Genomic DNA, 23,847 nt, shown 5'->3' with positions numbered 1-23,847 from the left:
TTTTGATGTAATGGCGTATAAGTTTGTAGATAATTACAGGGAGCGGGGAGCAAGAAAGAAATTGGTTGCTCATCTCGAAGGCAGGGGCATCACAGATAAAAATGTGTTGAATGCAATCGGGAAGGTGCCGCGTCATTTTTTCTTTGATGAAACTTTCTGGAATCAGGCTTATAAAGATATCGCTTTCCCGATCGGGGATGGACAAACCATTTCTCAGCCTTATACTGTTGCTTACCAAAGCGAATTGCTCCACATCAAAAAAGGAGATAAAGTATTAGAAATCGGTACAGGATCGGGATATCAAACCTGCATTTTAATGGAGTTGGGTGCCAATGTATACACCATAGAACGTCAGGAAAGCATTTACAGACATACCATCCGTGTTTTGCCGGGAATGGGGTACAATGCTAACTTTTTCTTTGGAGATGGTTCTAAAGGCATTGCAGAATACGCTCCTTATCATAAGATTATCGTTACTGCCGGTGCGCCTTTCGTTCCGGAGATTCTGCTCAAACAATTGAAAATAGGCGGCATTCTTGTCATCCCTGTCGGAGATGAGCATACTCAGAAAATGGTGACGGTCATCAGGGTAAGTGAAACGGATTATGAACGTATAGAGCTCGATACCTTCCGCTTTGTTCCTTTAGTAGGGGACCAGGCCTGGTAAGTTAAAACTTCATTGCCCGATCCATTTCTCTTTTGGATTCTCTGTCTTTTATGCTGTCCCTTTTGTCGAATTCCTTTTTACCCTGTGCCAAAGCAATCTGGATTTTTGCAAAACCTCTATCGTTGGTATAGATCCTTAAAGGAACAATGGTATATCCCTTTTCTTCACTTTTCGCTTTCAGTTTCTTCAGTTCTTTTTTATGGAGCAGCAAGATGCGATCGCGCTTAATGTCGTGATGGTGGAAAGAGCTGTGGCTATATTCGGAAATGTGTAAATTTCTGACATAAAGAACCTCACCTATGAACATGCAAAAGGCATCGGACATATTTGCTTTTCCTTGTCTGATGGCTTTAATCTCCGTACCCAAGAGGGCTAGTCCGGCATTAAATTCCTCAACAATATGGTAATCAAAGTAGGCTCTTTTATTTTTAATCTGGATATCGTTCTTCATCTGTAATTTGTTGTTTCGGCTTTGAAGATGGGTTCAAAGCAATTATCAAACCTGAACTTAGTTCAGGTTTGATAAGAATAGCGCTAATATCCGAAAGAAATAGGGATTTCTGAATTTTATCGGACAATTAATACCGGAATAGTTACTTTATGTCTCACAGAATTGACAGTTGTTCCTAAAATCAGGTCTTTTAAACCCTGATGCCCATGGGCACCCATCACGAGTAATTCCAGGTTATTCTGCTTGCTGATCTCTACAATTGCAGTTACTGTCCCGCCATAACCGATATGTGCTGTAGCATGATAGCCAAGTTCTTTCAGATTTGTCCGGTATTTCTCCAGATTCTCGGCATCGCTTTGTGTTTCATAATCAAGGACTGATTTTCCATGATACCTGGCTGCGGCAGTTTCTACAACGTGAATCAGGTAGTAATTGGCGTGTTTACCTCCCTGAAGAAGGGCATGCCGGATGGTATTTCTGTCGTTTTTAGAGAAATCAACGGTAATCCCGATTCTGGTATAACTAATTTTTTCTACGGTTCCGATATCCAGTGCAACTCCGTGTGGGACATTGTCGTGTTCCTCTTTTTTAGAACTCAGGAGCGGATAAATGAATACATAAAGCAAGAGTAAACCGACGAGAATCGCCACTGGGATGACAATTACATATAAATACCAGCCTCCTGAACTGGACCAGTTGCTGATTTCTTCAATCACCAGTTTGACATTCAATGCAACGATGAGCAAAGAGCTAATCCAGGCCAATATTTTTACCCATGGCTTGATCGCAAAACCCTTCATGGTTTTCTTGTCCGAGGTAAAATGAATCAATGGGATCACTGCAAACCCTAATTGTAAACTCAATACCACCTGACTCAGGATTAACAAGCCTCCCAAGGCACTGTCGCCAAACCAAAGAATGGTAAAAAACGCTGGGATAATGGCCAGTAAACGGGTAATTAAACGGCGTAACCAGGGTTGAATTCTCAATTTCAAATGGCCTTCCATAACGATCTGCCCGGCCAGTGTTCCGGTTACCGTAGAGCTCTGTCCGGCGGCAATTAAGGCGATGGCAAAGAGGGCGGGGGCTACATTACCGAAGATATTTTGCAGTAATTTATGGGCATCCTGAATTTCTGCAACTTCATGTAATCCATTTTTATAAAATGCAGCTGCAGCAAGAATTAAGATCGCTGCATTGACAAAAAAGGCAAGGTTCAGAGCAACAGCAGTATCAATAAAGTTAAACTTAATGGCTTCTTTGATCCCCTTCTGGTCCCGTTCAAATTTTCTGGTTTGTACCAGTGAAGAATGAAGGTATAAGTTATGTGGCATCACTGTGGCACCGATGATCCCGATGGCAATGTATAATGCATCTCCAGATAACATAGAGGGTTCAAAACCTTTCACAATTTCTTTTAAGGAAGGTTCTACAATGAACATCTCCACCAAAAAGGATAGCCCCACAATAAAGACCATGGAGACAATGAACGCTTCCATTTTGCGCATTCCTTTGTTGAGCAGAAAGAGTAATAAAACGGTATCAAAAATGGTCACACTTATCCCCCAGATCAAGGGAAGGTCGAATAAGAGCTGTAAACCAATGGCCATCCCGATGATCTCAGCAAGGTCGCAGGCAATGATGGCGGTTTGGGCCAGTCCAAACAGAGGAATATTGATCCATTTGGGATAAGCATTTCTCGAAGCCTGTGCCAGGTCGAGTCCGCGGACAATACCTAACCTTGCGCTCAAAGATTGTAGCAACAAGGCAATGAGGTTAGACATTAATAAGATCCAGATCAGCTGATAACCAAATTTACTTCCTCCTGCAATATCGGTTGCCCAGTTTCCAGGATCCATATAACCCACACTAACCAGGTATGCAGGCCCGATAAAAGATAAGATACGGCGCCATCCGGTCCGCTTGCTGGTGTCTACAGTTTGATTTACTTCGCTTAGTGATTCGGAATGCTTCATATTAAATCCTGATGAGTATGTGTTTGGCTACTTCTCTGGTAACGCTGATTTTTTTGTCTTCGACGATGATTTCTACAGAACCGTCAAAATCTGTGATGGTGGTTAATGTTAATGTTTTCCCAAGGGTGAGCCCTAGTTTTTCAAGATGCTTTAAAAATGCGGAGGAGTGTTCACTGACCCCCATGATGAGTCCCTTTTCTCCGGTTTTAAGTTTGCTCAGCTTGGTAAATGGAACGGCATCAAATTTCCCATGTTTATCGGGGATTGGATCGCCATGAGGATCATTTTTCGGAAAAGAGAGGAACTCATCTAAACGTTCTACCAGCTCTGCCGAGTTGATGTGCTCGAGTTCTTCTGCAATGTCATGGACTTCATCCCATTTAAAATTTAGTTTTTCTACAAGAAAGACTTCCCAAAGCCGGTGTTTCCGGACAATATTAATAGCAGCTTGTCTTCCGGTCTGTGTTAAATGCACACCCTGATACTTTTTGTAATCTACCAGCTGTTTATCGGCCAGTTTTTTAATCATGTCTGTTACTGAAGCAGCTTTGGTCTGCATTTTCTCGGCGATAGCATTGGTTTGTACCGCCTGGTCATTGTTGACCGATAAATGGTAGATGATCTTCAGGTAGTTCTCTTCAGTGAATGATTGCATTTTTGTGTATCTAACTATATATTTAGACAAATCTAAAAAAATAAAGAGAAATAAACTATAAATTTTTACACGATTAATAGAATAAAATTTGGTGAATTACGCATTGATAGCCTACCTTTGACCATATTTTAAAACACAGATGGCAGCAGAATTAGATAAAACAGACTTTAAAATACTTAAATTACTACAGGAGAACGGTCGGATTACCAACTTACTCCTTTCTCAGGAGATTGGACTCTCTCCTGCACCGACTTTAGAGCGCGTCCGTAAACTGGAGATGTCTGGCTTTATAAAGAGTTACCATGCTTTGGTTGATGAAGAGAAACTGGGCTTAGGAATCAAAACTTTCATCCAGGTTCAACTGGACTTTCATAAAAACAATACCATTCAGATCTTTTTGGATGAGGTAAATCAGATTAAAGAGATTACAGAATGCCACCATGTAACCGGACAGGCAGATTTTCTGTTAAAGGTATATGTAAATGACATCAAAGCTTATGAGCGTTTGATCATGGATAAAATCAGTAAGATTTCTGTAGTGAAGACTTTTCAGACGATGATGATCATGTCTACGACCAAAAAAGAACCGATCGTTCCTTTGGAGTATTAAGCTTATTTTCGGACGACAGGGGATTTCCTTGTTTGAACATAAAGGAGGTGCTTTTTAGACACCTCCTTCCTACCTGATTTTGAGTCCCCGGCAAAGTACTTTCATGTTCAGTCGTTGATTCAACTCTGTTTCAATATTTTCTTTAGCTCAAATTTCTACCAAAGGCTAAATCAACCTTGCCTATCGTTTTTCTGATATTGCTGAAGAAGTTCATCGTTTGCATTCAAACACCGTATGTCACTACTTTTATCTATAGGTTTACCTCAACATATTCAAATGATGGCCCTATGGTGTATCCTTTTTTGCCAGGAAAATTCATAGAACCGAGCTTTTCTGCCAATAATTTTAAATCATACATGATTCCGATCGTGTGGGGGAGGAAGTCCGGTTCACCGTTGAAAGTCCTGTTTAGGCCGTTTAAAAGTGTAGCGTAGCTGAAATTAAATTGATTGATCAGTCTGTAACCTTCATGTTCAGGTGGGATCATATCTGATTTGGTGTTTGGAAAAAAGTTGAAGACCTCATCAGCATCGAAAGGTATTGGTTCCTGCGAAAAAGAATAGCCCAACGGGGAATCTGAATCGGCTACTATTTTTCGCCCTTTATAAAGTTCTTCAAATTTATAATAATGCGCTATTTCATCTAAATCGAAAGCGGGAGACTTGTCAGTACCTTCTCCTTGTTCTACAATAATATCGATCGCTTTCTGAGCGTCCTGCGTATTGGTGATGGGGAATAACTGATCTGCTTTGAAAAAAGCAGACACCACCTGTTTCTTCGGGTCTCCAGGCATGGTGCTAATAGCCAGTTCCGCGATTTTGGCTTGAATCTCCTTATAAAATTCTCCAATGGTGTGGTAGTCAACTTTGGCTGCCTTAAATGATTTCATCTCAGGAATCACCAAAGGGATTTCCGGTTCCTCGATTTCCATGAAGACATTTTTGACCTGGTCTGTGCTATATTTTGTGAGCCCGACAACGAGCTGATCTCCGATTCCCATAGGAAGTGGACCGGGATACTGCGGAATGAAGTTTTTGTTGTTTAAAACAGGGGATCCACCTAAAGCGTTCAGAATATTGGCAACTATGGTCAGGTGCAGCATTTCTTCAATGACAATCGAGTGAATCACTTCCCGGATATAAAGATTCTTGCCAGGTTTTAGCGAAAACATAGCGGTCAGGTATGGGGGAATAGTGGAATGCTCCAGCATCAAAGCCGATTGAAGCGGTCCAAAAAGGTCTTCCGGAACAGTGGCTTGCTTCACTTGATTAATGTATTCGGGGCTAATTTTTAGCATGACTTAAAGATTTAAAGGCGTTAAGAAGGTTCAGATGACTTAAGATTAAAAACAGTGATTGCCTGTTTAGGTTCAGCAAGAATAGGCAGGTCCTCCTGGGATAGCGGCTGAAAAGCTTCAAAGGAAAGCGCTGCTGATTTCAGGCTAATCTTCTCTGTTTTTTTGTCATCAAGTATCGGATTGTTAAGCCATTTTACAATTGTTGCAAGTTTATTAGCCGAGAGATCCCTGGTTACCGGCATATAGATCGGATCGTTGATCGCGCGGGTAAATGCAAACAAAATGATCTCCTTTTTTTTGATGACGGCATGAGGATCACCGAGGTCGGCAACATGTTTGCTCATGATTGGATAGAGGTTCGCATATTGTATCATCGTGTCTTTTATATCAGACCAGACCGGATTTTTAGGTATTACATATTCATCGCGCAAGTGGACGAAGACCTGGTCAAGACCGTGTTGGTCGGTCGAGAGTCCTTTAATACCATAGTTAAGGATATAAATTTGGCCATCAAGGTATCCTCTGGGGTTCCCGGGATCTGATCCCTTAAATTGCACGGTCGCTTTTCCGTTTAAATCGGTGACAGAGGTTGCAACATATTTCAGTGCGGAGACCGGCTGGTTGATCCATGGGATTTTAGCCAGCGGAGGTTTGGGGTTTTCGGTACTTCCGCCACCACCTCCCGAACCAGGCTTGTTAGACATTATGGTGATGGTCTGACCAGCTGCCGGCTTTCCCCACTGATAAGTATAGAAGTCGGCAGAAATAGTTTCTCCGGGGTCGAGTCTGATGACATTTTGGTCACACCTAATGTACCATCCTTCCGCCGCTTCCCGGCAAAGCAATATGGTATTCTTGCCAAATCTTGCTAACAAAAGGACTTGTCTTTCTTTTATTAATAATTGTTGAGCCGGGGTTATGCTGATATCCCAGATACCTCCTGTATTGAGTAGCCATTGTGGGTCTGAGGGTACATTCAGCGTGGAGAGCAGCTCATAGGTTGCCGGGTCGAGATTTTGAGTAGTGTCGCTGCTGGAAATTGGTGTACCGGTGCACACTGCCAGGAATAGTTCTTTAAAAGCAGGGTAAGGGCTTCCCAGCGGATCTGCCATGGGAAACGACATTCCCAGGTCTACTCTTATTCTACCCGGTTGTACCAAAAAATTGGTGTCAGTGAAATAGCTTTGGTCAGTGGTCCACAGCCTTCTGGTTGCGGCAAACCTAAGAGGTTCCGTTTTTTTCCATGGGCCTATTGAACCAATAACTTTACCGAGCGAAAACCTGCCGTCCTGGTGTGCATAATAATAAGCAGATACAGAAAATCCGATGCTTAGTTTATTGTCCTGGGTCTCCTTTTTTAGTTCGGTAATCAACGGAATCTGAGTTGCCTTTTCAGCCCAGGTTATATTTTCAATTATGCTGACGTAATGCGCACCAAGACTTTGTCCGTTTCTAACGTAAGCAGTGTCCTGATTGTTTTTGGGGAACTGGCGGGTGCCAAGATCACGGAAACCTGTCGGGTGAAGATCTCCTTCTAACAGGAGGGAGCCGTCGGGAGCGCTTATTCTTATTTTAACTGCCCAAAGTTCAGAAGTCATTTGCATTTGTGGATCCAGGTCTACCATCTTTCCGGGAGCCCTGTCTTTAGCACCGGATAACTCAAAGCCAATCAGTTCTTCAGCACTAGCCGTACTGCCGGGGCTTGATGTAGTCTGACGGATCTTACAGTTAACAAGGTTAAACGTTGCGCCCCCATCAGGGTTCCACCAGCCGTTCTCAATACTGAGAGATTGACCATCGGGACCGTCTATGGTCTCAGGTGCTGCCTGAAAGCGCTTTTCAAAAGTTTTAATGTCGTAGTGTCGGACATCATTATTTACTGTGGATACATCCGACTGAAAGTCGCCGGAAAATGTGATCCCTGGAGAGTTGAGATAAGACATGCGTTAATTGAGTTAGTATTGTTGTAAACAATTTGTTCTTCCAAGTTAATGAGATTTTTTCTTTTTTTTTTATCAGCAATGAATGTGTTTGCAAAAAGGGGTTTTGCTTATAAAAAGGACATACTATCCTGTTGCAGGTTATTTGTGGTTTGGAAGTACGAAATTCGCTAATCATCTCAAATCATGCAGAAAAAGTCCCGGGATTTGTACACGGGGGATGACGTTAACCGACGGATTTTTCGTTTGAGCTTACCTTGGTATATTTTGCATCATATTTAGACAAAATAAGAGCAGATTCACTTTTAATTTTTGATGATATTTATCGGGTCTATGGAGAAAGAGGCTAAATTGGCCTGGCTTATTTTAGAAAAAGACAAGTAAAACATTTTAAATTTTGAATATGAAAAAATATCTGTTGCTTTTATTAACTGGCATTTCATCGACCGGTTTAATGGCGCAAAAAAACATTGATGTTCCTTTCCAATTACAAGGGACGGTTAATTTGCCTGCTTACGATTCGGCCAATCGGGCAATTTATTTTACCTATCACAGAAATGGAAAAGATGTTTTAGATAGCGCGGTAATTAAAGACAATAAATTCAGTTTTAGAAGTACTGCTGATGTAGACATTAAAGCTTTATTACAATTTACTAAGCCAAATACTTCGCCAAATACAGCAGCTGACCCTAATTCGTTAAATTTATATCTCTATAAAGGATTGGTGACCGTTACTGCAAAAGGCTATTTGCGTAAAGCCATCATCAGTGGCTCTGTCGTAAATGATGATTATATGGTGTTTAAAAAGCCATATTTAAAGTTAGATACTTCATTGCGCTTATTAGGTTGGAAAAAAAGGCGGGTAAAAGCCGAAGATACCATTCGAGGGAAAAGTGTGGATGTAGAGATAGATAGTGTGAAGAATTTGAAACTTGCGCAATTGTCGGAATTTTTATCGAAAAATATTACCAAACCTTATGCTGCCGAAGCGCTGCTAATTTATGTAAGTACTGACGGTTCTGCTTTCAATGTCAATAAAGCGCAACAATTTTTTGATCAGCTGCCGGCCAAACAAAAAAATGCTACGCTGGGTAAGGAGATCACAAATGCCTTAACCAGGTTAAAAGAGAAGACGGTAACGGTTAATGTTTTAAAAAATGTTGATTTTTATGATGGTTATGCACAAAAGGTAGCTCAGCCGGTGGCTAAGGGGTTGACACGCATCAGCAATGCAGAGTACTTGTATCAGCTTAGTTCAGCCGAAATAGACAAGATTGGTCAAACATTAAAAATAAAAGTTACCGTAAAATCAGGATGCGATAACTATGATAGAATTGGCCACGTGACTTTGGCACTTATGCCAAAAGGTGAACAATTTAAGTTAGAAAAAGCGGAGCAATTTGAGCTTTTAAGGATCATGACACCATTTATGTATCGTACTCGTCAGCCAGACCATATTCCTTACGAAGCACAGATAGACCAAATGGTTAGTACGATAAAACAAGCTGGAAAGGATGTTTATTTATTGACAGAAGTATTTGGTACAACCGGAGCCGGGCAACGGGAGGTAATCGGTTGCGATGGCTCATTGTTAACTTTTAATGTGTCTGTAGATTTAATCAGCGATAAAACGAAAAACCTGTCTACCCGGAAGGGAATTTCATTATTAAGTTATTATAGTTTAGACGGCAAAGATAAAGCTGCCGGGAAAAACAGCAAACAAGTGAGTTTCGAACTGCCTGACGACACTAAAACAACCGTTCTTTATGTCATTTCTTCAGGACATGGAGCGGCCGAAGGTGGAGAAGAATACAATTGGAGAGAACATATAGTAGATCTGGACGGTAAAGAATATACCAGATTAGAAATGAGCCAGAATTGTGCACCTTTTGAAATGTATAACACGCAACCTAATGGTATTTATTTCGGTGACATTAGTAAAGAACGTCGTTCATGGTGCCCCGGAGGACCGGTACAAACGCGTATGATCAACCTTGGTCCATTAGCAAAAGGAAAACATACCTTAAAAGTATCAATCCCCGATGCCGAATTTGAAAAAACAGATAGTAAGTATTATGTGTCGGCCTATTTGGTAACACAATAAATTGATATCCTGAGAATATAAAGCCCTTTCTGCAGCAGGGAGGGCTTTATCGTTTTTGTGCCGGGCGTGGCAGCCAACTAGTGACTACCTTCCTACCTGATTAGCTGATTTGCCAGTTGATCGGAGCTTTACCTTCCTCAATTAGCTTCGCATTTGTTTTTGAGAAGTGTTTGCTTCCAAAGAAACCGTTGTAAGCTGAGAAAGGAGAGGGGTGAGCGGCAGTAAGAATGGTATGCTTACTGGTATCAATTAGCGCAGCTTTATTTTGTGCATACCTTCCCCAAAGGATGAAAATCAGTCCTTCTCTTTGCGCAGACAATTCACTAATGATCTTATCTGTAAAGGTTTCCCAGCCCTTTCCCTGATGAGAGCCGGCAGTTTGTGCGCGCACGGTCAGGGTTGCGTTCAATAATAACACGCCCTGATCTGCCCATTGGGTAAGATTTCCATGTGCAGGAATCTGGAAACCTGGAATATCTTCCAGTAGTTCCTTATAAATGTTCTTTAAAGAAGGGGGAATGGTCATTCCTTTTTGTACCGAGAAGGATAAGCCATGGGCTTGTCCGACACCATGATAAGGATCCTGCCCCAAAATCACGACTTTTACTTTATCAAAAGGAGTATGGTTCAGTGCATTGAAAATATCTGCACCTTTTGGATAGATGGTATATCCATTTTCTTTTTCTTCCAGTAAGAATGCTTTTAAAGCTTTCATATATGCTTTATCAAACTCACCGTCCAGGGCTTTTACCCAGCTTTTATCTAAATCAACAGGCATAACATTATTTTTTTGCTAAGATACTCAACATATCTTTTTCAAGGGTCTCTCTTGGTGATTCTATGATACGGCCTATTTCTTTTCCCTTTTCTGTGAAGATAAAGGTTGGCACGTGTAAAATATTTAATTGGTCTATCAATCCGTTTTCTGCCTTTTTACTCCGATCTACACAAATGAGTTCCGTTTCGTTTTCAGAGATCTTCAGTGCATCCAGAATCTTGTAAAAGTGAGGAACCTGCAAATGACTGTCACCGCACCAGGTGCCCATCACAATCGTGATTTTCTTTCCTTTTAACAGCGGTTTTAATGCCTTTAATGTGGCGCTGTCGGGTTGATAGTTGGGGTATTCTACATCATACCTGCTCTTCATTTCCGGGATGGTACTTAAACCTTCCCTGGTACAGGTATTGATCAATCCAAGTACATTTCCTGCATCATCCTGGATTTTCTTATTGATTTCTTGTGAGCTGGCATTCATAGCGAATAGTAATAGTATGGCGCTGATCAATTTTTTCATAGTATAACGGCTTATAATGATCTATAATCGCTTTCCACGTTTAAAGAGGTCAGCGCTCCTTCTTTTTTTGTTGAAATTATAACTTTAAATCTACTTTTTGTTATATAAACACGATATTTGCAAAAAATAATTTAAAAGGAATATGCCAAATATAGTTCGCCTTATTTTAGGTTTTGCAGTGTTAGGAGGGGCGATTGCCCTGATGGTCTTCGGTTTATGGGGATGGGGAATTTTAGCATTTTTCATAAGTATTTTAATCCTGGTGACTTACTTCTTCAACGAAAATATGTTGCTTGCGCAGTGGTATCTGAGAAAAGACAATATGCCTAAATCAGAAGTTTTTCTGAATAGAATTACCAATTATGAAAAACAACTGATCAGGACCCAACATGGCTACTATAACCTGTTGATTGGTTTGATTGAGTCTAGAAAAGCACCAATGGCTTCAGAGAAATACTTTAAGAAAGCACTTTCTTTAGGGATGACAATGGACCACAACATTGCGTTGGCTAAATTAAGCCTTGCAGGAATTGCAATGGGAAAGAGAAACAAGAGAGAAGCGCAGATGTATCTGACAGAAGCGAAGAAAGCCGATAAGAATAAATTACTTGCTGATCAGATCAAACAAATGAAAGATCAAATGGGATTGATGGACAGACAACAAATAAGATACAGATAACATCAAAAATAAATCAAATAAAAAGCCACATGCAAATGTGGCTTTTTATTTTTCACTCAATCTGTCGAAATTCTCAATGCTGTCACGCGTAGTTCTGCTGATGATATCATCTTCCATATAGTCTTTCTTTTTGCTGAAAAACAATTGCTCCGACTGGATCCTGGTGATCAGCTGGCGGATTAAGGTTAAATCAAAGGCTTCTTTGCTCAATTTGATGCAGTATTCTTTTTCGGTTATTTCTAAACTTGAACTGTTCATATTTTCTATCATTTAAATATGCCTAAAAATAAAAAAGGCTTGCTACAAATAATGTAGCAAGCCTTTAAATTTTTGTTATCAGTTTGTTAAGAAAACCAGGCAGTTACGTCTTCTTTTGAAGGCATGGTTAATTCTAACTTCATTTTCTTGCGCATTCCACCTAAATCATTGAAAACCTTATTTGGACTGGCAGCTTTCAGTTCTTCAATTGTATTGATATTCATTTTTCTAATCACCTGAACCCATTCTGCAGGGATTCCGGCATTGACGAAATCTTCATCAGTAGTAATCTTTGCTTTTTTCTCCGGTCTCATTTGAGGGAAGAACAAGACTTCCTGAATGGTAGACTGGTTGGTCATCAGCATCACTAACCTATCAATTCCGATTCCTAAACCTGAGGTAGGAGGCATTCCGTATTCCAGGGCACGGATAAAGTCATCATCCATCGCCATCGCTTCATCGTCACCTCTTGCAGCCAGTTTCAACTGATCTTCCAGACGTTCTTTCTGATCAATCGGATCGTTCAGCTCAGAGTAAGCATTTGCGATTTCTTTTCCGTTTACAAATAACTCGAATCTTTCTACCAGACCTTCTTTGCTTCTGTGTTTTTTCGCAAGAGGAGTCATTTCCAAAGGATAATCCGTAATATAGGTAGGTTGGATCAGGTTGGCTTCTACTTTCTCACTAAACAACTCATCAATCAGTTTACCTCTGCCCATAGAAGCATCAACTTCAATGTTCAGGCTTTTGCAAACGTCTTTGATTTCGTCTTCTGTCATGGCAGAAACGTCAATACCAGTGTATTTCTGGATCGACTCATACATGGTCAGTTTTTCGTAAGGACCTTCAAAGTTGATGGTATGTTTACCAACTTCGATGGCTGCCTTTCCATGAATGGCAAGGGTAATTTTCTCCAGACATTCTTCTACCATAGCCATCATCCAGATATAATCTTTATAAGCTACATAGATCTCCATTGAAGTGAATTCCGGATTGTGTGTACGGTCCATACCTTCATTTCTGAACATCTTACCGAACTCATATACCCCGTCGAAACCTGCTACGATTAACCTTTTAAGGTATAATTCGTTGGCAATACGAAGGTATAATGGCATATCCAGGGTGTTGTGATGGGTTGCGAAAGGACGCGCTGCAGCACCACCATGAATCGGCTGAAGGATCGGTGTTTCCACCTCCATCCATCCCTGTTCATCAAAATAGTTCCTCATGGTATTAATCACTTTGGAACGGTTGATGAAGATCTGTTTGAATCCAGGGTTTACGGTAAGATCGACATAACGCTGTCTGTAGCGCATTTCAGGATCGGTGAAACCATCGTAAATATTTCCTTCCTCATCACGTTTTACCACTGGTAAAGGTTTTAAGGATTTAGAGAGCAATTTGAATTCAGTGACGTGAAGGGAGATTTCTCCTGTCTGAGTCGTGAAAACATAACCTTTAACGCCGATAAAGTCGCCAAGATCTAATAACTTCTTGAATACAGTGTTGTACAAGGTCTTATCCTCATCAGGGCACAGGTCGTCTCTTTTCAGATAAACCTGGATTCTGCCTGTGGAGTCTTGTAATTCTACGAAGGAAGCACTTCCCATAATTCTACGGGTCATGATACGACCTGCAATGCTGATATTCTTATAAGCTGTTTTATCTCTTTCGTAGTTAGCTAAAATATCTGCAGCATTAGCATTGATTTCAAATGCTTCGGCAGGGTAGGGATCGATCCCTAATTCACGGAGTTGATTTAGCGAATTTCTGCGCAATAACTCTTGTTCTGATAGTCCTGTACTCATATATGTGATCTGTCCGGCGTCACGCCGGAAAATGTTTGTTGTGTTATTGATTGAATACTGATTTCAGTATTTACGCAAAAATAGTGATTTGAACCATAATATGCATAAATGAATATTTGTAACGTGTATGTTATTTACAATAAGAGCTCAAAAAGGTTGTCCTATTAGTCTGCCTCAACAGACTCCGTATACATTTCATCAATGTTTGCCGCATACTTTTTCTCAATCACCTTTCTTTTTGCTTTCAGCGTTGGGGTCATTTCTCCATCCTCGATGCTAAAAGGATTCCTTTTGATCTTGAAATTTTTAATGCGCTCAAATTTCGCCAGGTCATTGGATAGCTTTTTAATGTCCTTTCCAATCCATTCCACAATCTCTTTGTCTTCTATAAATAGTTCAGGTTTCTGGAAAAACGATTCCGGAAGTTTGAATTCCTCTTGCAGATTTTCCTTATTAGGAATGATGAAAGCTGTCAGGTATTCTCTTTTATCACCAATTAAAAACAGCTGGTCAATCTTAAGGCTTTTCAGGTAAATGTTTTCTACCGGGGTAGGGTATACATTTTTACCATAAGCATTGACGATCATGTTTTTTAACCGATCAGTAATTTGAAGGTTTCCCCTATAGAAACGACCGATATCTCCGGTATGGAACCAGTCATTTTTATCTATCGCTTCTGCAGTCTCCGCAGGTTTATTAAAATACCCTTGCATTACACAATGACCACGAACGATGATTTCTCCTTCTTCACATTCAAAATCTTCTTTAAAAGTTTCATGCGTCTGAATGCTCAGTATTTCTTTCGTTTCTATGTTTTGAATGCCAATTTCTATCCCTGGAATGACGCGTCCTACCGTACCATAAACCTGTCTGTCGTATTCTGTCACCGCCATCACCGGAGAGGTTTCTGTTAATCCGAATCCTTCCAGTACTTTGATGCCCAGGTTACCAAAAAACTCACCTACATTCTTCGGTAGTGCAGCACCACCGGAGAGCATGAATTTTAACCTTCCACCGGTCTTTTCTTTAATCTTACTGAAGACCAGTTTCTCGGCGATGGCTTTTTTACCGGATAAGATGATCCCGGGATTTTTGCCCGCTTCTTTTTGTCTGCGGTACTCTTGTCCGGTTTCCAATGCCCAAAGGAAAATTTTTGCTTTTAACCCACCTTCTGCAGTACCGCTTTTGATGGCCTTATCGTGAATCCTTTCCAGCAGACGTGGGACACAACTCATCACTGTGGGTTTGATCTCTCCCATATTTTTTGCCAGCAATTCCAGGCTTTGTGCATAGGCGATCTTGCAACCTTGTGCGCAACACACGTGGTAAGTTGCAGTACGTTCAAATACATGAGACAGTGGAAGAAAGGACAAAAAGGTATCTGTTTCGTTGATCACCGTGATCTGCTCCAGACAGGCCCTTACATTTTCGACAAAATTGTAATGCGATAACATGACTCCTTTAGGCGTTCCGGTAGTACCGGAGGTATAGATCAGGGAAGAAATATCTGATGGGCGTAAAGCCGTACGTAAACGCGTGATTTCTGAGCTGTTTTCATCGCTTACCGGAGTCTCCAGTAGTTCAGAAAAAGGGATCACCTCCGTTCTCATGTCTTCCGGTAAAGCGATCTTTTGATATTCGGCAAAAACGGGGATGATGTATTGTAGTTGCCTGCAGTTTCCTGCTATTTTGATGATTTTTTTATAGAGAAAAGGATTGCCTATTAATATGGCCCTGATTCCTGAATCGTTGATGATGTATTCTACTTCGTGTTCTGATAAAGTAGGGTAGATGGAGACATTGATGGCACCAATCTGTTGAATGCCCTGATCATAGTAGACATATTCAGGTGAGTTTTCGATCATCAAACCCATTCTGTCGCCTTTTACAATTCCTTTATCCAGGAAAAAGGTAGCTACTGCATCCGCGTGTTCAAGTGTTTTCCCAAAGGAGATCTCTTCCCATTCTGTATTCTTCTTATGAATCAGGAAGGTTTCCTCTGGTTTATGGATGTTTTCTACCACATTTCTCAAGAGGCTTGGGACAGTAGAAAACTCATTGAATAATACCATATTGATTTATTTTGTTTGATTGGAGGGACAATGATAAACTTTTTTCTTTGGAAATGAAAAAAGGGCACTATTGTGCCCTTTAAAATAAATAAGGTTTATCTTTTAAACAGAGAAGCTTTCGCCACAACCGCAAGAGCGGCTTGCATTGGGATTATTGAAGTTAAATCCCTTTCCGTTTAAACCATCTGTAAAGTCAAGTTCAGTGCCTGCAAGATATAGGAAGGATTTCATGTCTAATGCGATCCTGATTCCTCTATCTTCAAAAAACTGGTCTCCGGCTTTCTCTTCGTTATCAAAATCTAAATTGTATGATAAACCTGAGCAGCCTCCACCTTTTACAGAGACACGCAAAAAATATTTTTCATCCAGATGCGAATCCTGCATCAGGTGATCAATTTTGCTTTTCGCTTTATCGGTTATCGTAATCATCTTTTTATAGTATTTAATTTCAGGAATGATCGTTCAAATGGTATACCAAAACTAAAATCAGAATAGAAATTAGTGATGAGATTTAGGCATTGCAATCGGCTCCATACCATTTTTAACACGGTAATCGTTGATTGCTGATTTGATCGCATCTTCTGCCAATACCGAACAGTGAATTTTTACCGGAGGTAAAGCCAGTTCTTCCACGATATCCATATTGTCGATAGTCAATGCTTCATCAACAGTTTTTCCTTTTAACCATTCTGTAGCTAAAGAAGAAGAAGCAATTGCAGATCCGCAACCAAAGGTTTTGAATTTTGCATCTGTAATTACATTGTTTTCATCTACTTCAATCTGCAGGCGCATTACGTCACCGCACTCAGGTGCGCCAACTAATCCTGTTCCAACAGATTTACTATCTTTATTTAAAGTACCAACGTTTCTTGGGTTGGTATAGTGTTCCATTACTTTCTCTGAGTATGCCATTTTATTTTCCTCTAAATCCCCGGTTAGAGGGATTGATTTTAATGTTATTTATTTAAGGGTTTAAGCTTAGTGCTCAGCCCATTCAATTTTGCTTAAGTCAATTCCTTCTTTAAACATTTCCCACAGTGGAGAAAGATCTCTCAGGTGGTTTACTGCTTTTTTAGTGTTTTCAATAGCATAATCAATCTCTTCTTCAGTCGTAAAACGACCCAATCCGAAACGGATAGATGAGTGTGCTAAATCATCCGAAAGACCTAAGCTTTTTAACACATATGAAGGTTCAAGTGAAGCGGAAGTACAAGCTGAACCCGAAGATACCGCCAAGTCTTTCATTGCCATCATCAGGCCTTCACCTTCTACATATTTAAAGGAGATATTTGCTACATGTGGTAAACGGTGTTCTACATTACCATTTACATAACTTTCTTCCATCTGGCTTAAAGATGCTTCCAGTTTATCTCTTAATTTAGATAAACGTTTTGCTTCTTCGTCCATTTCAAGGCGACAAAGCTCACATGCTTTACCCAAACCAACGATTCCAGGTACATTTAATGTTCCTGAACGCATGCCACGCTCATGACCACCACCATCAATCTGTGCAGTAACTTTAACCCTTGGGTTTTTACGACGTACATATAATACACCAACACCTTTAGGACCGTACATTTTGTGTGCAGAGAAAGCCATTAAGTCAATTCCGTCCGCATTTACATCTACAGGAATCTTTCCTACAGCTTGTGTCGCATCAGTCATGAATAAGGCACCGAATTTATGTGCAATTGCAGAGATTTCTTTAACTGGCTGAACCACACCGATCTCATTGTTACCATACATAATGGTGACTAAGATCGTTTGTTCTGTCATTGCTGCTTCCAGTTCCTGAAGATCGATCAATCCATCTTCTTTCACTTTCAGGTAAGTTACTTTAGCACCTAATTTCTCCAGGTGTTTACAAGTATCCAAAACAGCTTTGTGTTCCGTAGTCGCGGTAATGATATGGTTACCCTTATCCGAGTACATTTCAAAAACCCCTTTGATACCTAAATTGTCTGCTTCTGTTGCACCTGAAGTAAAGATAATTTCTTTTTCAGTACAGCCAATCAGTTTTGCCGCTTGTTCACGTGCGTAATCAACACCTTCTTCAGCAACCCACCCAAAAGCGTGGTTACGGCTGGCAGCATTACCAAATTTGCTGGTGAAATATGGTAGCATCGCTTCTAAAACCCTTGGATCAAGAGGAGTAGTCGCATTGTTATCTAAGTAAATAGGAAGTTCCATCGTATATATTTATTCTTATTAATACACAAAGGTACAAAAAAAGAATGCCAACAATTATAAATAATAGCTATGACCGTATAGTTAAAACATGCATTTTTACATTTTTCTAACCGTTTAATCAGAATATGAGGAAAATTGAGCATATAGGTATTGCTGTGAAGGACCTGGATTCATCCTGTGATCTTTACGAAAAACTATTAAATACCACTTGCTATAAAAAAGAAGAGGTGGCTTCGGAAGGGGTGAACACTGCCTTTTTTAAAACCGGAGGAAACAAGATTGAATTGTTATCTGCCACAAATGAAGACAGTCCGATTGCAAAGTTCCTGGAAAAAAGAGGAGAGGGGATTCACCACATTGCTTTCGATGTAGCAGATATCCTCGCCGAAATGGAACGCCTGAAAGGAGAAGGGTTTACCTTATTGAATGAGCAGCCTAAAAAAGGTGCAGACAATAAACTGGTTTGTTTTCTTCATCCAAAAGGAACAAACGGAGTACTGATAGAGTTATGTCAGGAAATAAAAACGACGTAATGGACGACCTGAAGTCATTAACGACCATCATCAGCAGGGATTTTGAGATTGAAGATTTATCATCAGAGGCCCTGTTAAGGGAAAGACTGGTACAGGCTTTTGCCTATCTGCTGGACAACGATATCTCTAAAATGATGAATATATTGTACCGTACGGATGTAAATGAGGATAAATTGAAAAAGCTATTGATCAGTAATTCGGAGCTGCCTTCGGCTGAAGTCATCGCTGATGCCTACTTAGCAAGGCAAAAAGAGAAAATTGAGACCCGGAAAAAGTATAGTAGATAATTTTTCCACACTTACTTGCTATTGAAAAATAATTTTAGGATATTTGCAACCTTAAAAATAAGCGAGAAATAAGGAAATATAATATATAAACATTATGAAAAAAGATCTGCATCCATCAAACTATAGATTTGTAGTATTTAAAGATATGTCAAACGAATATTCTTTTTTAACTAAATCTTGTGTAGATACTAAAGAATCAATTCAGTGGGAAGATGGTAACGAATATCCTCTTTACAAATTAGAGATTTCACACACTTCACACCCTTTCTATACTGGTAAAATGAAGTTGGTAGATACTGCTGGTCGTATCGATAAATTTAAAACTCGTTACGCTAAGAAGTAATTCCACCAAAAAAGGTAATTATTTTAAGTCCCGATGCTGTTGCTTCGGGACTTTTTTTATTTTTGTAGCTTATGACAATCAATTTATTTGATGATAATGCCTGGCTATCTCTTCGCCCGTTATCTTTCACAAGACCAGTTGCGGACCTTCGTGTCGGGATTTTAACCATCGCTCAAAAATGGGAGAAACACCTGGGGGCTACTGCCGGTTTTTTTACCAGTCCTTACCTTGCCCTTAAATATCCTACACAAACCGGAGCTACTTTAGCCATAAATGGTTCTGTATGTCCGGATGCCGGATTACTGGAAGCCATCGGAAAGCTTCGCGAAGGAGAGGTTTTAAAACAACTGGACCTGGTGATCGCTTATCGTGTAGCAGCAGAGATGCAATGGGAGCAGGCTTTAACACTGGCCCCGGTAACTTATACCCAGGAGCTGACCAGAATTTACTATCCGGAAGATATCTTCAGGAACAATGATGGAGAACTGAAGAAAGATTTTGATTTGCTCACAAAAGGAAGAACTTCGGAACCTTTAAGTGCGACTAACGTTTTAATCGGCGATCAGATCTTTGTAGAAGAAGGTGGAGGGGCAGAATGTTCAACATTCAATAGCTTAAACGGACCTATATATATCGGTAAAAACAGTCAGGTTTGGGAAGGAAGCCATATCAGAGGCTCTTTTGCACTTTGTCATGATTCACAGGTAAAGATGGGCGCTAAAATTTACGGACAGACCACTATCGGGCCTTTCAGCAGGGTAGGCGGGGAGATCAACAATGCCGTCATCTGGGGTTACTCGGGGAAGGGACATGAAGGTTACCTGGGAAACTCGGTGCTGGGGCAATGGTGTAACATTGGCGCGGATACCAATAACTCCAATCTCAAAAATAACTATGCGGAAGTAAAACTCTGGGATTATGCAGAAAAAAGCTTCCGTAAAACCGGACTTCAGTTTTGTGGAATGATCATGGCCGACCATGCCAAATGCGGCATCAATACCATGTTCAATACCGGAACAGTAGTGGGCGTAGGTGCCAATATTTTTGGTTCCGGATTCCCGAGAAACTTTATCCCTGACTTTGCCTGGGGCGGTGCACATGGCTTTGAAACCTATCAACTCGATAAGTTATTTGAAACCACAGAGAAGGTCTTTGAGCGGAGAAAAACTCCATTTGACGAAGTGGAACAAAATATTTTAAAAGAAATCTTTGAGCTGACTCAGGATTACAGACGTTAAATCATTAGAAAAACCAGTAGAATTGAAGCGCTAATTTGCCTCATGCCTGCTAAAACAATAAACATATGACCAGAAAAAAAATTGTTGCCGGAAATTGGAAAATGAACCTGGATTATGCCGAAGGCATATCCTTGTTTTCAGAAATTGTAAACATGGTAAGAGATGAGAAAAAAGGAGATCAAATCGCGATCATCTGCTCACCTTACCTTCATTTAAACAGTTTGGCAAAACTAGGTGGCGAAACGGTTAAGATTGGTGCTCAGAACTGTCATCAGAATGAAAGCGGTGCCTTTACAGGAGAGATCTCTGCAAAGATGATCAAATCTGTGGGTTGCGAATATGTGATCATTGGTCACTCTGAAAGACGTCAGTATTTCGCAGAAAGCGATGAGCTGCTGGCACAAAAAACGGTGATCGCTTTGAAAAATGGACTGACGCCTATTTTCTGTATCGGAGAGACTTTGGACGAAAGAAATAACGGAAGCTATTTTGAAGTACTTAAATCTCAGCTTGACCATGGCGTTTTCGGATTGGATGCTGCAGATTTTTCTAAATTGGTAATCGCTTATGAACCAGTATGGGCTATTGGAACCGGCTTAACAGCAACTTCAGATCAGGCTCAGGAAGTTCATGCTTATATCCGTAAAGAAATCGCCGCAAAATACGGTCAGGAGATTGCAGATGCAACTTCTATCCTTTATGGCGGAAGTGCTAATCCTAAAAATGCAGCGGAATTGTTCGCTCAACCTGATATCGATGGTGGCCTGATTGGTGGTGCGTCATTGAAATCCAGAGATTTTGTAGATATCGTTAAAACTTTCAATTCTTAATGCAGTATATACAGGTAACATTCAGCTTTACAGCGATAGAAGAATATCAGCAGGATTTGCTGATCAGTGATTTGGCGGAGATCGGCTACAATACATTTGAAGATACCGAAAATGGATTTGCCGCGTTTATTGATTTCGATAGTTATAAAAAGGAGCAGCTTGGTGATGTTTTAGCCAGGTATGAGGGAGAATTTGAATCCAATTACACCATCACAGAAATCGCTGCAGAGAACTGGAATGAAGAATGGGAAAAGAATTTTGAACCACTGATCATCGATGATCAGTGTTATGTCAGGGCAACTTTTCACCAGCCACAGCCTCAATATCAATATGAGATCGTGATTGATCCTAAAATGGCTTTTGGAACGGGACATCATCAAACCACTACGATGATGATGCAATATATCCTGTCCACTGATGTTGCGGGTAAGACCGTTCTTGATATGGGTTGCGGAACAGGGATCCTGGCGATCCTTGCTTCAAAAAAAGGAGCATCATCATTGGTTGCGATAGACAATGATGATGTATGTTACCAGAGCACTTTAGAGAATTCAGCCTTAAACCGGATCAGCAATATTACCGCTGCATGTGGTGGCAAGGAAACGATTCCTGCACAGCCTTTTGAGGTGATTCTTGCCAATATCAACCGGAATATCTTACTCGATCAGATTGAGGTATATGCTTCAGTGCTGACTGCCGGTGGCAGTATCTTCTTCAGTGGGTTTTACGAAAGTCCGGACCTGGATATGATCAAGGCGGAATGTGAAAAGTTCCAGATCAGATATATCGATCATAAAAAAATCGGAGAATGGGTTGCTGCCCGCTTTAAAAAAGATTAATACCGCTCCGGCGGTATAATTTATTCATCATTATCATAGACATATGCGCGTACATTTTATAGCTATCGGTGGTAGTGCCATGCACAATCTTGCCATTGCATTACATAAAAAAGGATATCAGGTAACGGGATCTGATGACGTTATTTTTGAACCTTCTGTAAGCAGGCTTGCCCGACATGGTATCTTACCCGAAAAAATGGGCTGGGATGCCGGTAGAATTACCACTGATTTAGATGTGGTGATTTTGGGGATGCACGCCTTACTGGATAACCCGGAGCTGTTGAAAGCCCAGGAACTGGGGCTGAAAATCTACTCCTATCCGGAATATATTTATGAGCAGACGAAAGACAAGCTTAGGGTAGTTATCGGAGGAAGTCATGGAAAGACCACAATCACTTCCATGATCCTGCATGTGCTCAACTATTATAACAGAGATTTTGATTACCTGGTAGGTGCACAACTGGCTGGTTTTGATACCATGGTGAAGGTTACAGATTCAGCCCCATTGATCATTATTGAGGGGGATGAATACCTGGCTTCTCCGATAGACCGCAGGCCGAAATTTCATTTGTACAAAGCAAATATAGGCGTGATCAGCGGAATCGCATGGGACCACATCAATGTGTTTCCTACTTTCGAAGATTATACCCATCAGTTTGACTTGTTTATTGATACCATTCAGCCGGGTGGGAAGTTAATTTATTGCGCCGAAGACGAAGATTTAAATGCAATGGTCTTAAAATCAAGGGCCAATGTAGAAAAAATAGGTTATGAAATTCCTCAGCATGAGGTGAAAGATGGTATAACTTCCCTGTTGCCTGATCACACTGTTTTAAATGTCTTTGGAAATCATAACTTGATGAACCTCAATGCCGCCAGGTTGGTTTGTAATGCTTTATCGGTAAATGACGAGCAGTTCAATCAGGCAATTTCTTCTTTTACAGGAGCTGCAAAAAGGCTGGAACTGCTCAGTAAAACAGAACAGACGAATGTATACAAAGATTTTGCCCACTCGCCTTCAAAGCTGAAAGCGACGATCCAGGCCGTGAAAACTCAATTTACTGAAAGGAAATTGGTGGCGTGTATAGAGTTACATACATTTAGCAGTTTGAATAAAGATTTTTTAGCACAGTATGCGGATACGATGAACGAAGCAGACCATGCAATTGTATATATTGACGAAAAAACTTTTGAGCACAAAAAGATTAAACCTTTTAGCAAATCAGAGGTTCAAATGGCGTTTCAAAGCAAGGAATTGCAGTTTTTTAATAATTCCGATGCGCTTAAAGATTACTTATTAGGGTTGAATTTTGTTGGTACTAACTTATTGTTAATGAGCTCCGGAAATTTTGGTGGGATGGATTTGCCGAAATTGGCACGTGAGTTGAATACAAAATAAATTAAAGTACTAACTATAATAATACACCTAAATTAATAACATGAATATCATTGGAAAAAACATTAGACAATTACGCCAGAAAAATGGCTGGAGCCAAGGGGAAGTGGCTAAACGTCTAAATATTTCTATTCCTGCCTTTTCTAAAATTGAAACAGGTATCACAGATATTAACATCTCAAGATTAGAACAGATTGCAAACCTGTTTGCAGTCTCCACTATGGACATTATCTCTAAAGAAGGAGAAAATCCTCAGTCGCTTAATTTTGAAGAAATCAATAGCCTGAAAGATAAACTTTCTTTGAGAGAAGAAGAGATCATCAAACTTCAGAAGAAGGTGATTGACCTCTATGAAGAAATCAGAGAAAAATAAATCTTT

General features: G+C 40.4%; 25 protein-coding genes. 12 read left to right on the top strand and 13 right to left on the bottom strand.

Features of this window, described 5'->3' with window-relative positions:
* The first annotated feature begins 10 nt into the window (after positions 1–10).
* Positions 11–667: a protein-L-isoaspartate(D-aspartate) O-methyltransferase gene (locus BLQ87_RS08780; protein WP_074605791.1), complete on the top strand. Its 657-nt coding sequence runs from the start codon at positions 11–13 to the stop codon at positions 665–667.
* Position 668: 1 nt separating this feature from the next.
* On the opposite strand, the gene smpB is transcribed toward BLQ87_RS08780, so the two are convergent.
* The 3 genes from smpB to BLQ87_RS08765 form a co-directional block, all read right to left on the bottom strand.
* Positions 669–1,118, bottom strand: coding sequence for an SsrA-binding protein SmpB (smpB, locus tag BLQ87_RS08775; RefSeq protein WP_074605790.1), 450 nt, complete (start codon positions 1,116–1,118; stop codon positions 669–671).
* 116 nt (positions 1,119–1,234) lie between these two features.
* Positions 1,235–3,094, bottom strand: a complete 1,860-nt coding sequence (locus BLQ87_RS08770; protein ID WP_074605789.1) for an Nramp family divalent metal transporter — start codon at positions 3,092–3,094, stop codon at positions 1,235–1,237.
* A 1-nt stretch (position 3,095) separates the two neighbouring features.
* Positions 3,096–3,749 carry a metal-dependent transcriptional regulator gene (locus BLQ87_RS08765; RefSeq protein ID WP_074605788.1) on the bottom strand — a complete coding sequence of 218 codons (654 nt, stop codon included), beginning with the start codon at positions 3,747–3,749 and terminating at the stop codon, positions 3,096–3,098.
* Between the two features lie 139 nt (positions 3,750–3,888).
* Here BLQ87_RS08765 and BLQ87_RS08760 point away from each other — a divergent pair, with 139 nt between their 5' ends.
* Positions 3,889–4,359 (top strand): Lrp/AsnC family transcriptional regulator, encoded by a 471-nt coding sequence (locus BLQ87_RS08760; RefSeq protein ID WP_048906633.1) that lies wholly within the window; start codon positions 3,889–3,891, stop codon positions 4,357–4,359.
* Positions 4,360–4,609: 250 nt separating this feature from the next.
* Here the strand turns inward: BLQ87_RS08760 and BLQ87_RS08755 are convergent, their stop codons facing one another.
* Both BLQ87_RS08755 and BLQ87_RS08750 read right to left on the bottom strand, forming a co-directional pair.
* Positions 4,610–5,656 carry a ferritin-like domain-containing protein gene (locus tag BLQ87_RS08755; RefSeq protein ID WP_074605787.1) on the bottom strand — a complete coding sequence of 349 codons (1,047 nt, stop codon included), beginning with the start codon at positions 5,654–5,656 and terminating at the stop codon, positions 4,610–4,612.
* A gap of 20 nt (positions 5,657–5,676) precedes the next feature.
* A complete protein-coding gene (locus BLQ87_RS08750) occupies positions 5,677–7,599 on the bottom strand; it encodes a hypothetical protein (protein ID WP_074605786.1) in 1,923 nt (640 codons plus the stop codon).
* Between the two features lie 400 nt (positions 7,600–7,999).
* On the opposite strand from BLQ87_RS08750, the gene BLQ87_RS08745 reads away from it, so the two are divergent.
* Entirely contained in the window at positions 8,000–9,700 is a 1,701-nt protein-coding gene (locus BLQ87_RS08745) for a peptide-N-glycosidase F-related protein (protein ID WP_074605785.1), read from the top strand.
* A gap of 100 nt (positions 9,701–9,800) precedes the next feature.
* Here the strand turns inward: BLQ87_RS08745 and ung are convergent, their stop codons facing one another.
* Both ung and BLQ87_RS08735 read right to left on the bottom strand, forming a co-directional pair.
* Positions 9,801–10,478: a uracil-DNA glycosylase gene (gene ung, locus BLQ87_RS08740; RefSeq protein WP_074605784.1), complete on the bottom strand. Its 678-nt coding sequence runs from the start codon at positions 10,476–10,478 to the stop codon at positions 9,801–9,803.
* Positions 10,479–10,482: 4 nt separating this feature from the next.
* Positions 10,483–10,995: a thioredoxin family protein gene (locus tag BLQ87_RS08735; protein ID WP_074605783.1), complete on the bottom strand. Its 513-nt coding sequence runs from the start codon at positions 10,993–10,995 to the stop codon at positions 10,483–10,485.
* Between the two features lie 142 nt (positions 10,996–11,137).
* Here BLQ87_RS08735 and BLQ87_RS08730 point away from each other — a divergent pair, with 142 nt between their 5' ends.
* Entirely contained in the window at positions 11,138–11,674 is a 537-nt protein-coding gene (locus BLQ87_RS08730; RefSeq protein ID WP_074605782.1) for a hypothetical protein, read from the top strand.
* A 45-nt stretch (positions 11,675–11,719) separates the two neighbouring features.
* Here the strand turns inward: BLQ87_RS08730 and BLQ87_RS08725 are convergent, their stop codons facing one another.
* From BLQ87_RS08725 to BLQ87_RS08700, 6 genes are all read right to left on the bottom strand, one after another.
* The gene (locus tag BLQ87_RS08725; protein ID WP_074606884.1) at positions 11,720–11,932 is read right to left on the bottom strand and encodes a hypothetical protein; all 213 of its coding nucleotides are present in this window, start codon (positions 11,930–11,932) and stop codon (positions 11,720–11,722) included.
* Positions 11,933–12,018: 86 nt separating this feature from the next.
* On the bottom strand, positions 12,019–13,740 hold the full coding sequence (gene lysS, locus BLQ87_RS08720; protein ID WP_074605781.1) for a lysine--tRNA ligase: 1,722 nt from the start codon (positions 13,738–13,740) through the stop codon (positions 12,019–12,021).
* Positions 13,741–13,904: 164 nt separating this feature from the next.
* Positions 13,905–15,812, bottom strand: a complete 1,908-nt coding sequence (locus tag BLQ87_RS08715) for an AMP-dependent synthetase/ligase (RefSeq protein ID WP_074605780.1) — start codon at positions 15,810–15,812, stop codon at positions 13,905–13,907.
* A gap of 102 nt (positions 15,813–15,914) precedes the next feature.
* Positions 15,915–16,241 (bottom strand): HesB/IscA family protein, encoded by a 327-nt coding sequence (locus BLQ87_RS08710; protein WP_074605779.1) that lies wholly within the window; start codon positions 16,239–16,241, stop codon positions 15,915–15,917.
* Between the two features lie 69 nt (positions 16,242–16,310).
* Positions 16,311–16,724 carry a Fe-S cluster assembly scaffold IscU gene (gene iscU / locus BLQ87_RS08705; protein WP_037445199.1) on the bottom strand — a complete coding sequence of 138 codons (414 nt, stop codon included), beginning with the start codon at positions 16,722–16,724 and terminating at the stop codon, positions 16,311–16,313.
* 66 nt (positions 16,725–16,790) lie between these two features.
* Positions 16,791–18,002 (bottom strand): IscS subfamily cysteine desulfurase, encoded by a 1,212-nt coding sequence (locus BLQ87_RS08700; protein WP_073232850.1) that lies wholly within the window; start codon positions 18,000–18,002, stop codon positions 16,791–16,793.
* A gap of 125 nt (positions 18,003–18,127) precedes the next feature.
* Between BLQ87_RS08700 and mce the strand changes: the two genes are divergently transcribed.
* From mce to BLQ87_RS08660, 8 genes are all read left to right on the top strand, one after another.
* Positions 18,128–18,535, top strand: a complete 408-nt coding sequence (gene mce / locus BLQ87_RS08695; protein ID WP_074605778.1) for a methylmalonyl-CoA epimerase — start codon at positions 18,128–18,130, stop codon at positions 18,533–18,535.
* Entirely contained in the window at positions 18,535–18,822 is a 288-nt protein-coding gene (locus BLQ87_RS08690) for a hypothetical protein (RefSeq protein WP_074605777.1), read from the top strand. The genes mce and BLQ87_RS08690 overlap by 1 nt, the downstream gene beginning before the upstream one ends.
* A gap of 94 nt (positions 18,823–18,916) precedes the next feature.
* Positions 18,917–19,165 (top strand): type B 50S ribosomal protein L31, encoded by a 249-nt coding sequence (locus tag BLQ87_RS08685; RefSeq protein WP_069377557.1) that lies wholly within the window; start codon positions 18,917–18,919, stop codon positions 19,163–19,165.
* Positions 19,166–19,236: 71 nt separating this feature from the next.
* Positions 19,237–20,403: a GlmU family protein gene (locus BLQ87_RS08680; RefSeq protein WP_074605776.1), complete on the top strand. Its 1,167-nt coding sequence runs from the start codon at positions 19,237–19,239 to the stop codon at positions 20,401–20,403.
* A gap of 65 nt (positions 20,404–20,468) precedes the next feature.
* Entirely contained in the window at positions 20,469–21,233 is a 765-nt protein-coding gene (gene tpiA, locus BLQ87_RS08675) for a triose-phosphate isomerase (RefSeq protein WP_074605775.1), read from the top strand.
* A complete protein-coding gene (gene prmA, locus BLQ87_RS08670; RefSeq protein ID WP_074605774.1) occupies positions 21,233–22,072 on the top strand; it encodes a 50S ribosomal protein L11 methyltransferase in 840 nt (279 codons plus the stop codon). Before tpiA ends, prmA begins: the two co-directional genes overlap by 1 nt.
* 43 nt (positions 22,073–22,115) lie before the next feature.
* Entirely contained in the window at positions 22,116–23,471 is a 1,356-nt protein-coding gene (locus tag BLQ87_RS08665; RefSeq protein WP_074605773.1) for a UDP-N-acetylmuramate--L-alanine ligase, read from the top strand.
* 40 nt (positions 23,472–23,511) lie between these two features.
* Entirely contained in the window at positions 23,512–23,841 is a 330-nt protein-coding gene (locus BLQ87_RS08660; RefSeq protein ID WP_073232843.1) for a helix-turn-helix domain-containing protein, read from the top strand.
* Positions 23,842–23,847 lie beyond the last annotated feature (6 nt).

The organism is Pedobacter steynii (assembly GCF_900103665.1).
Classification (GTDB): domain Bacteria; phylum Bacteroidota; class Bacteroidia; order Sphingobacteriales; family Sphingobacteriaceae; genus Pedobacter; species Pedobacter steynii.
This window is presented reverse-complemented; position numbering and strand designations above follow the sequence as displayed.

Excerpts from the sequence above, each read along its gene's own strand:
- BLQ87_RS08780 (WP_074605791.1), top strand. The coding sequence starts at position 11 with ATGGCGTATAAGTTTGTAGATAATTACAGGGAGCGGGGAGCAAGAAAG.
- smpB (WP_074605790.1), bottom strand. The coding sequence starts at position 1,118 with ATGAAGAACGATATCCAGATTAAAAATAAAAGAGCCTACTTTGATTAC.
- BLQ87_RS08770 (WP_074605789.1), bottom strand. The coding sequence starts at position 3,094 with ATGAAGCATTCCGAATCACTAAGCGAAGTAAATCAAACTGTAGACACC.
- BLQ87_RS08765 (WP_074605788.1), bottom strand. The coding sequence starts at position 3,749 with ATGCAATCATTCACTGAAGAGAACTACCTGAAGATCATCTACCATTTA.
- BLQ87_RS08760 (WP_048906633.1), top strand. The coding sequence starts at position 3,889 with ATGGCAGCAGAATTAGATAAAACAGACTTTAAAATACTTAAATTACTA.
- BLQ87_RS08755 (WP_074605787.1), bottom strand. The coding sequence starts at position 5,656 with ATGCTAAAAATTAGCCCCGAATACATTAATCAAGTGAAGCAAGCCACT.
- BLQ87_RS08750 (WP_074605786.1), bottom strand. The coding sequence starts at position 7,599 with ATGTCTTATCTCAACTCTCCAGGGATCACATTTTCCGGCGACTTTCAG.
- BLQ87_RS08745 (WP_074605785.1), top strand. The coding sequence starts at position 8,000 with ATGAAAAAATATCTGTTGCTTTTATTAACTGGCATTTCATCGACCGGT.
- ung (WP_074605784.1), bottom strand. The coding sequence starts at position 10,478 with ATGCCTGTTGATTTAGATAAAAGCTGGGTAAAAGCCCTGGACGGTGAG.
- BLQ87_RS08735 (WP_074605783.1), bottom strand. The coding sequence starts at position 10,995 with ATGAAAAAATTGATCAGCGCCATACTATTACTATTCGCTATGAATGCC.
- BLQ87_RS08730 (WP_074605782.1), top strand. The coding sequence starts at position 11,138 with ATGCCAAATATAGTTCGCCTTATTTTAGGTTTTGCAGTGTTAGGAGGG.
- BLQ87_RS08725 (WP_074606884.1), bottom strand. The coding sequence starts at position 11,932 with ATGAACAGTTCAAGTTTAGAAATAACCGAAAAAGAATACTGCATCAAA.
- lysS (WP_074605781.1), bottom strand. The coding sequence starts at position 13,740 with ATGAGTACAGGACTATCAGAACAAGAGTTATTGCGCAGAAATTCGCTA.
- BLQ87_RS08715 (WP_074605780.1), bottom strand. The coding sequence starts at position 15,812 with ATGGTATTATTCAATGAGTTTTCTACTGTCCCAAGCCTCTTGAGAAAT.
- BLQ87_RS08710 (WP_074605779.1), bottom strand. The coding sequence starts at position 16,241 with ATGATTACGATAACCGATAAAGCGAAAAGCAAAATTGATCACCTGATG.
- iscU (WP_037445199.1), bottom strand. The coding sequence starts at position 16,724 with ATGGCATACTCAGAGAAAGTAATGGAACACTATACCAACCCAAGAAAC.
- BLQ87_RS08700 (WP_073232850.1), bottom strand. The coding sequence starts at position 18,002 with ATGGAACTTCCTATTTACTTAGATAACAATGCGACTACTCCTCTTGAT.
- mce (WP_074605778.1), top strand. The coding sequence starts at position 18,128 with ATGAGGAAAATTGAGCATATAGGTATTGCTGTGAAGGACCTGGATTCA.
- BLQ87_RS08690 (WP_074605777.1), top strand. The coding sequence starts at position 18,535 with ATGGACGACCTGAAGTCATTAACGACCATCATCAGCAGGGATTTTGAG.
- BLQ87_RS08685 (WP_069377557.1), top strand. The coding sequence starts at position 18,917 with ATGAAAAAAGATCTGCATCCATCAAACTATAGATTTGTAGTATTTAAA.
- BLQ87_RS08680 (WP_074605776.1), top strand. The coding sequence starts at position 19,237 with ATGACAATCAATTTATTTGATGATAATGCCTGGCTATCTCTTCGCCCG.
- tpiA (WP_074605775.1), top strand. The coding sequence starts at position 20,469 with ATGACCAGAAAAAAAATTGTTGCCGGAAATTGGAAAATGAACCTGGAT.
- prmA (WP_074605774.1), top strand. The coding sequence starts at position 21,233 with ATGCAGTATATACAGGTAACATTCAGCTTTACAGCGATAGAAGAATAT.
- BLQ87_RS08665 (WP_074605773.1), top strand. The coding sequence starts at position 22,116 with ATGCGCGTACATTTTATAGCTATCGGTGGTAGTGCCATGCACAATCTT.
- BLQ87_RS08660 (WP_073232843.1), top strand. The coding sequence starts at position 23,512 with ATGAATATCATTGGAAAAAACATTAGACAATTACGCCAGAAAAATGGC.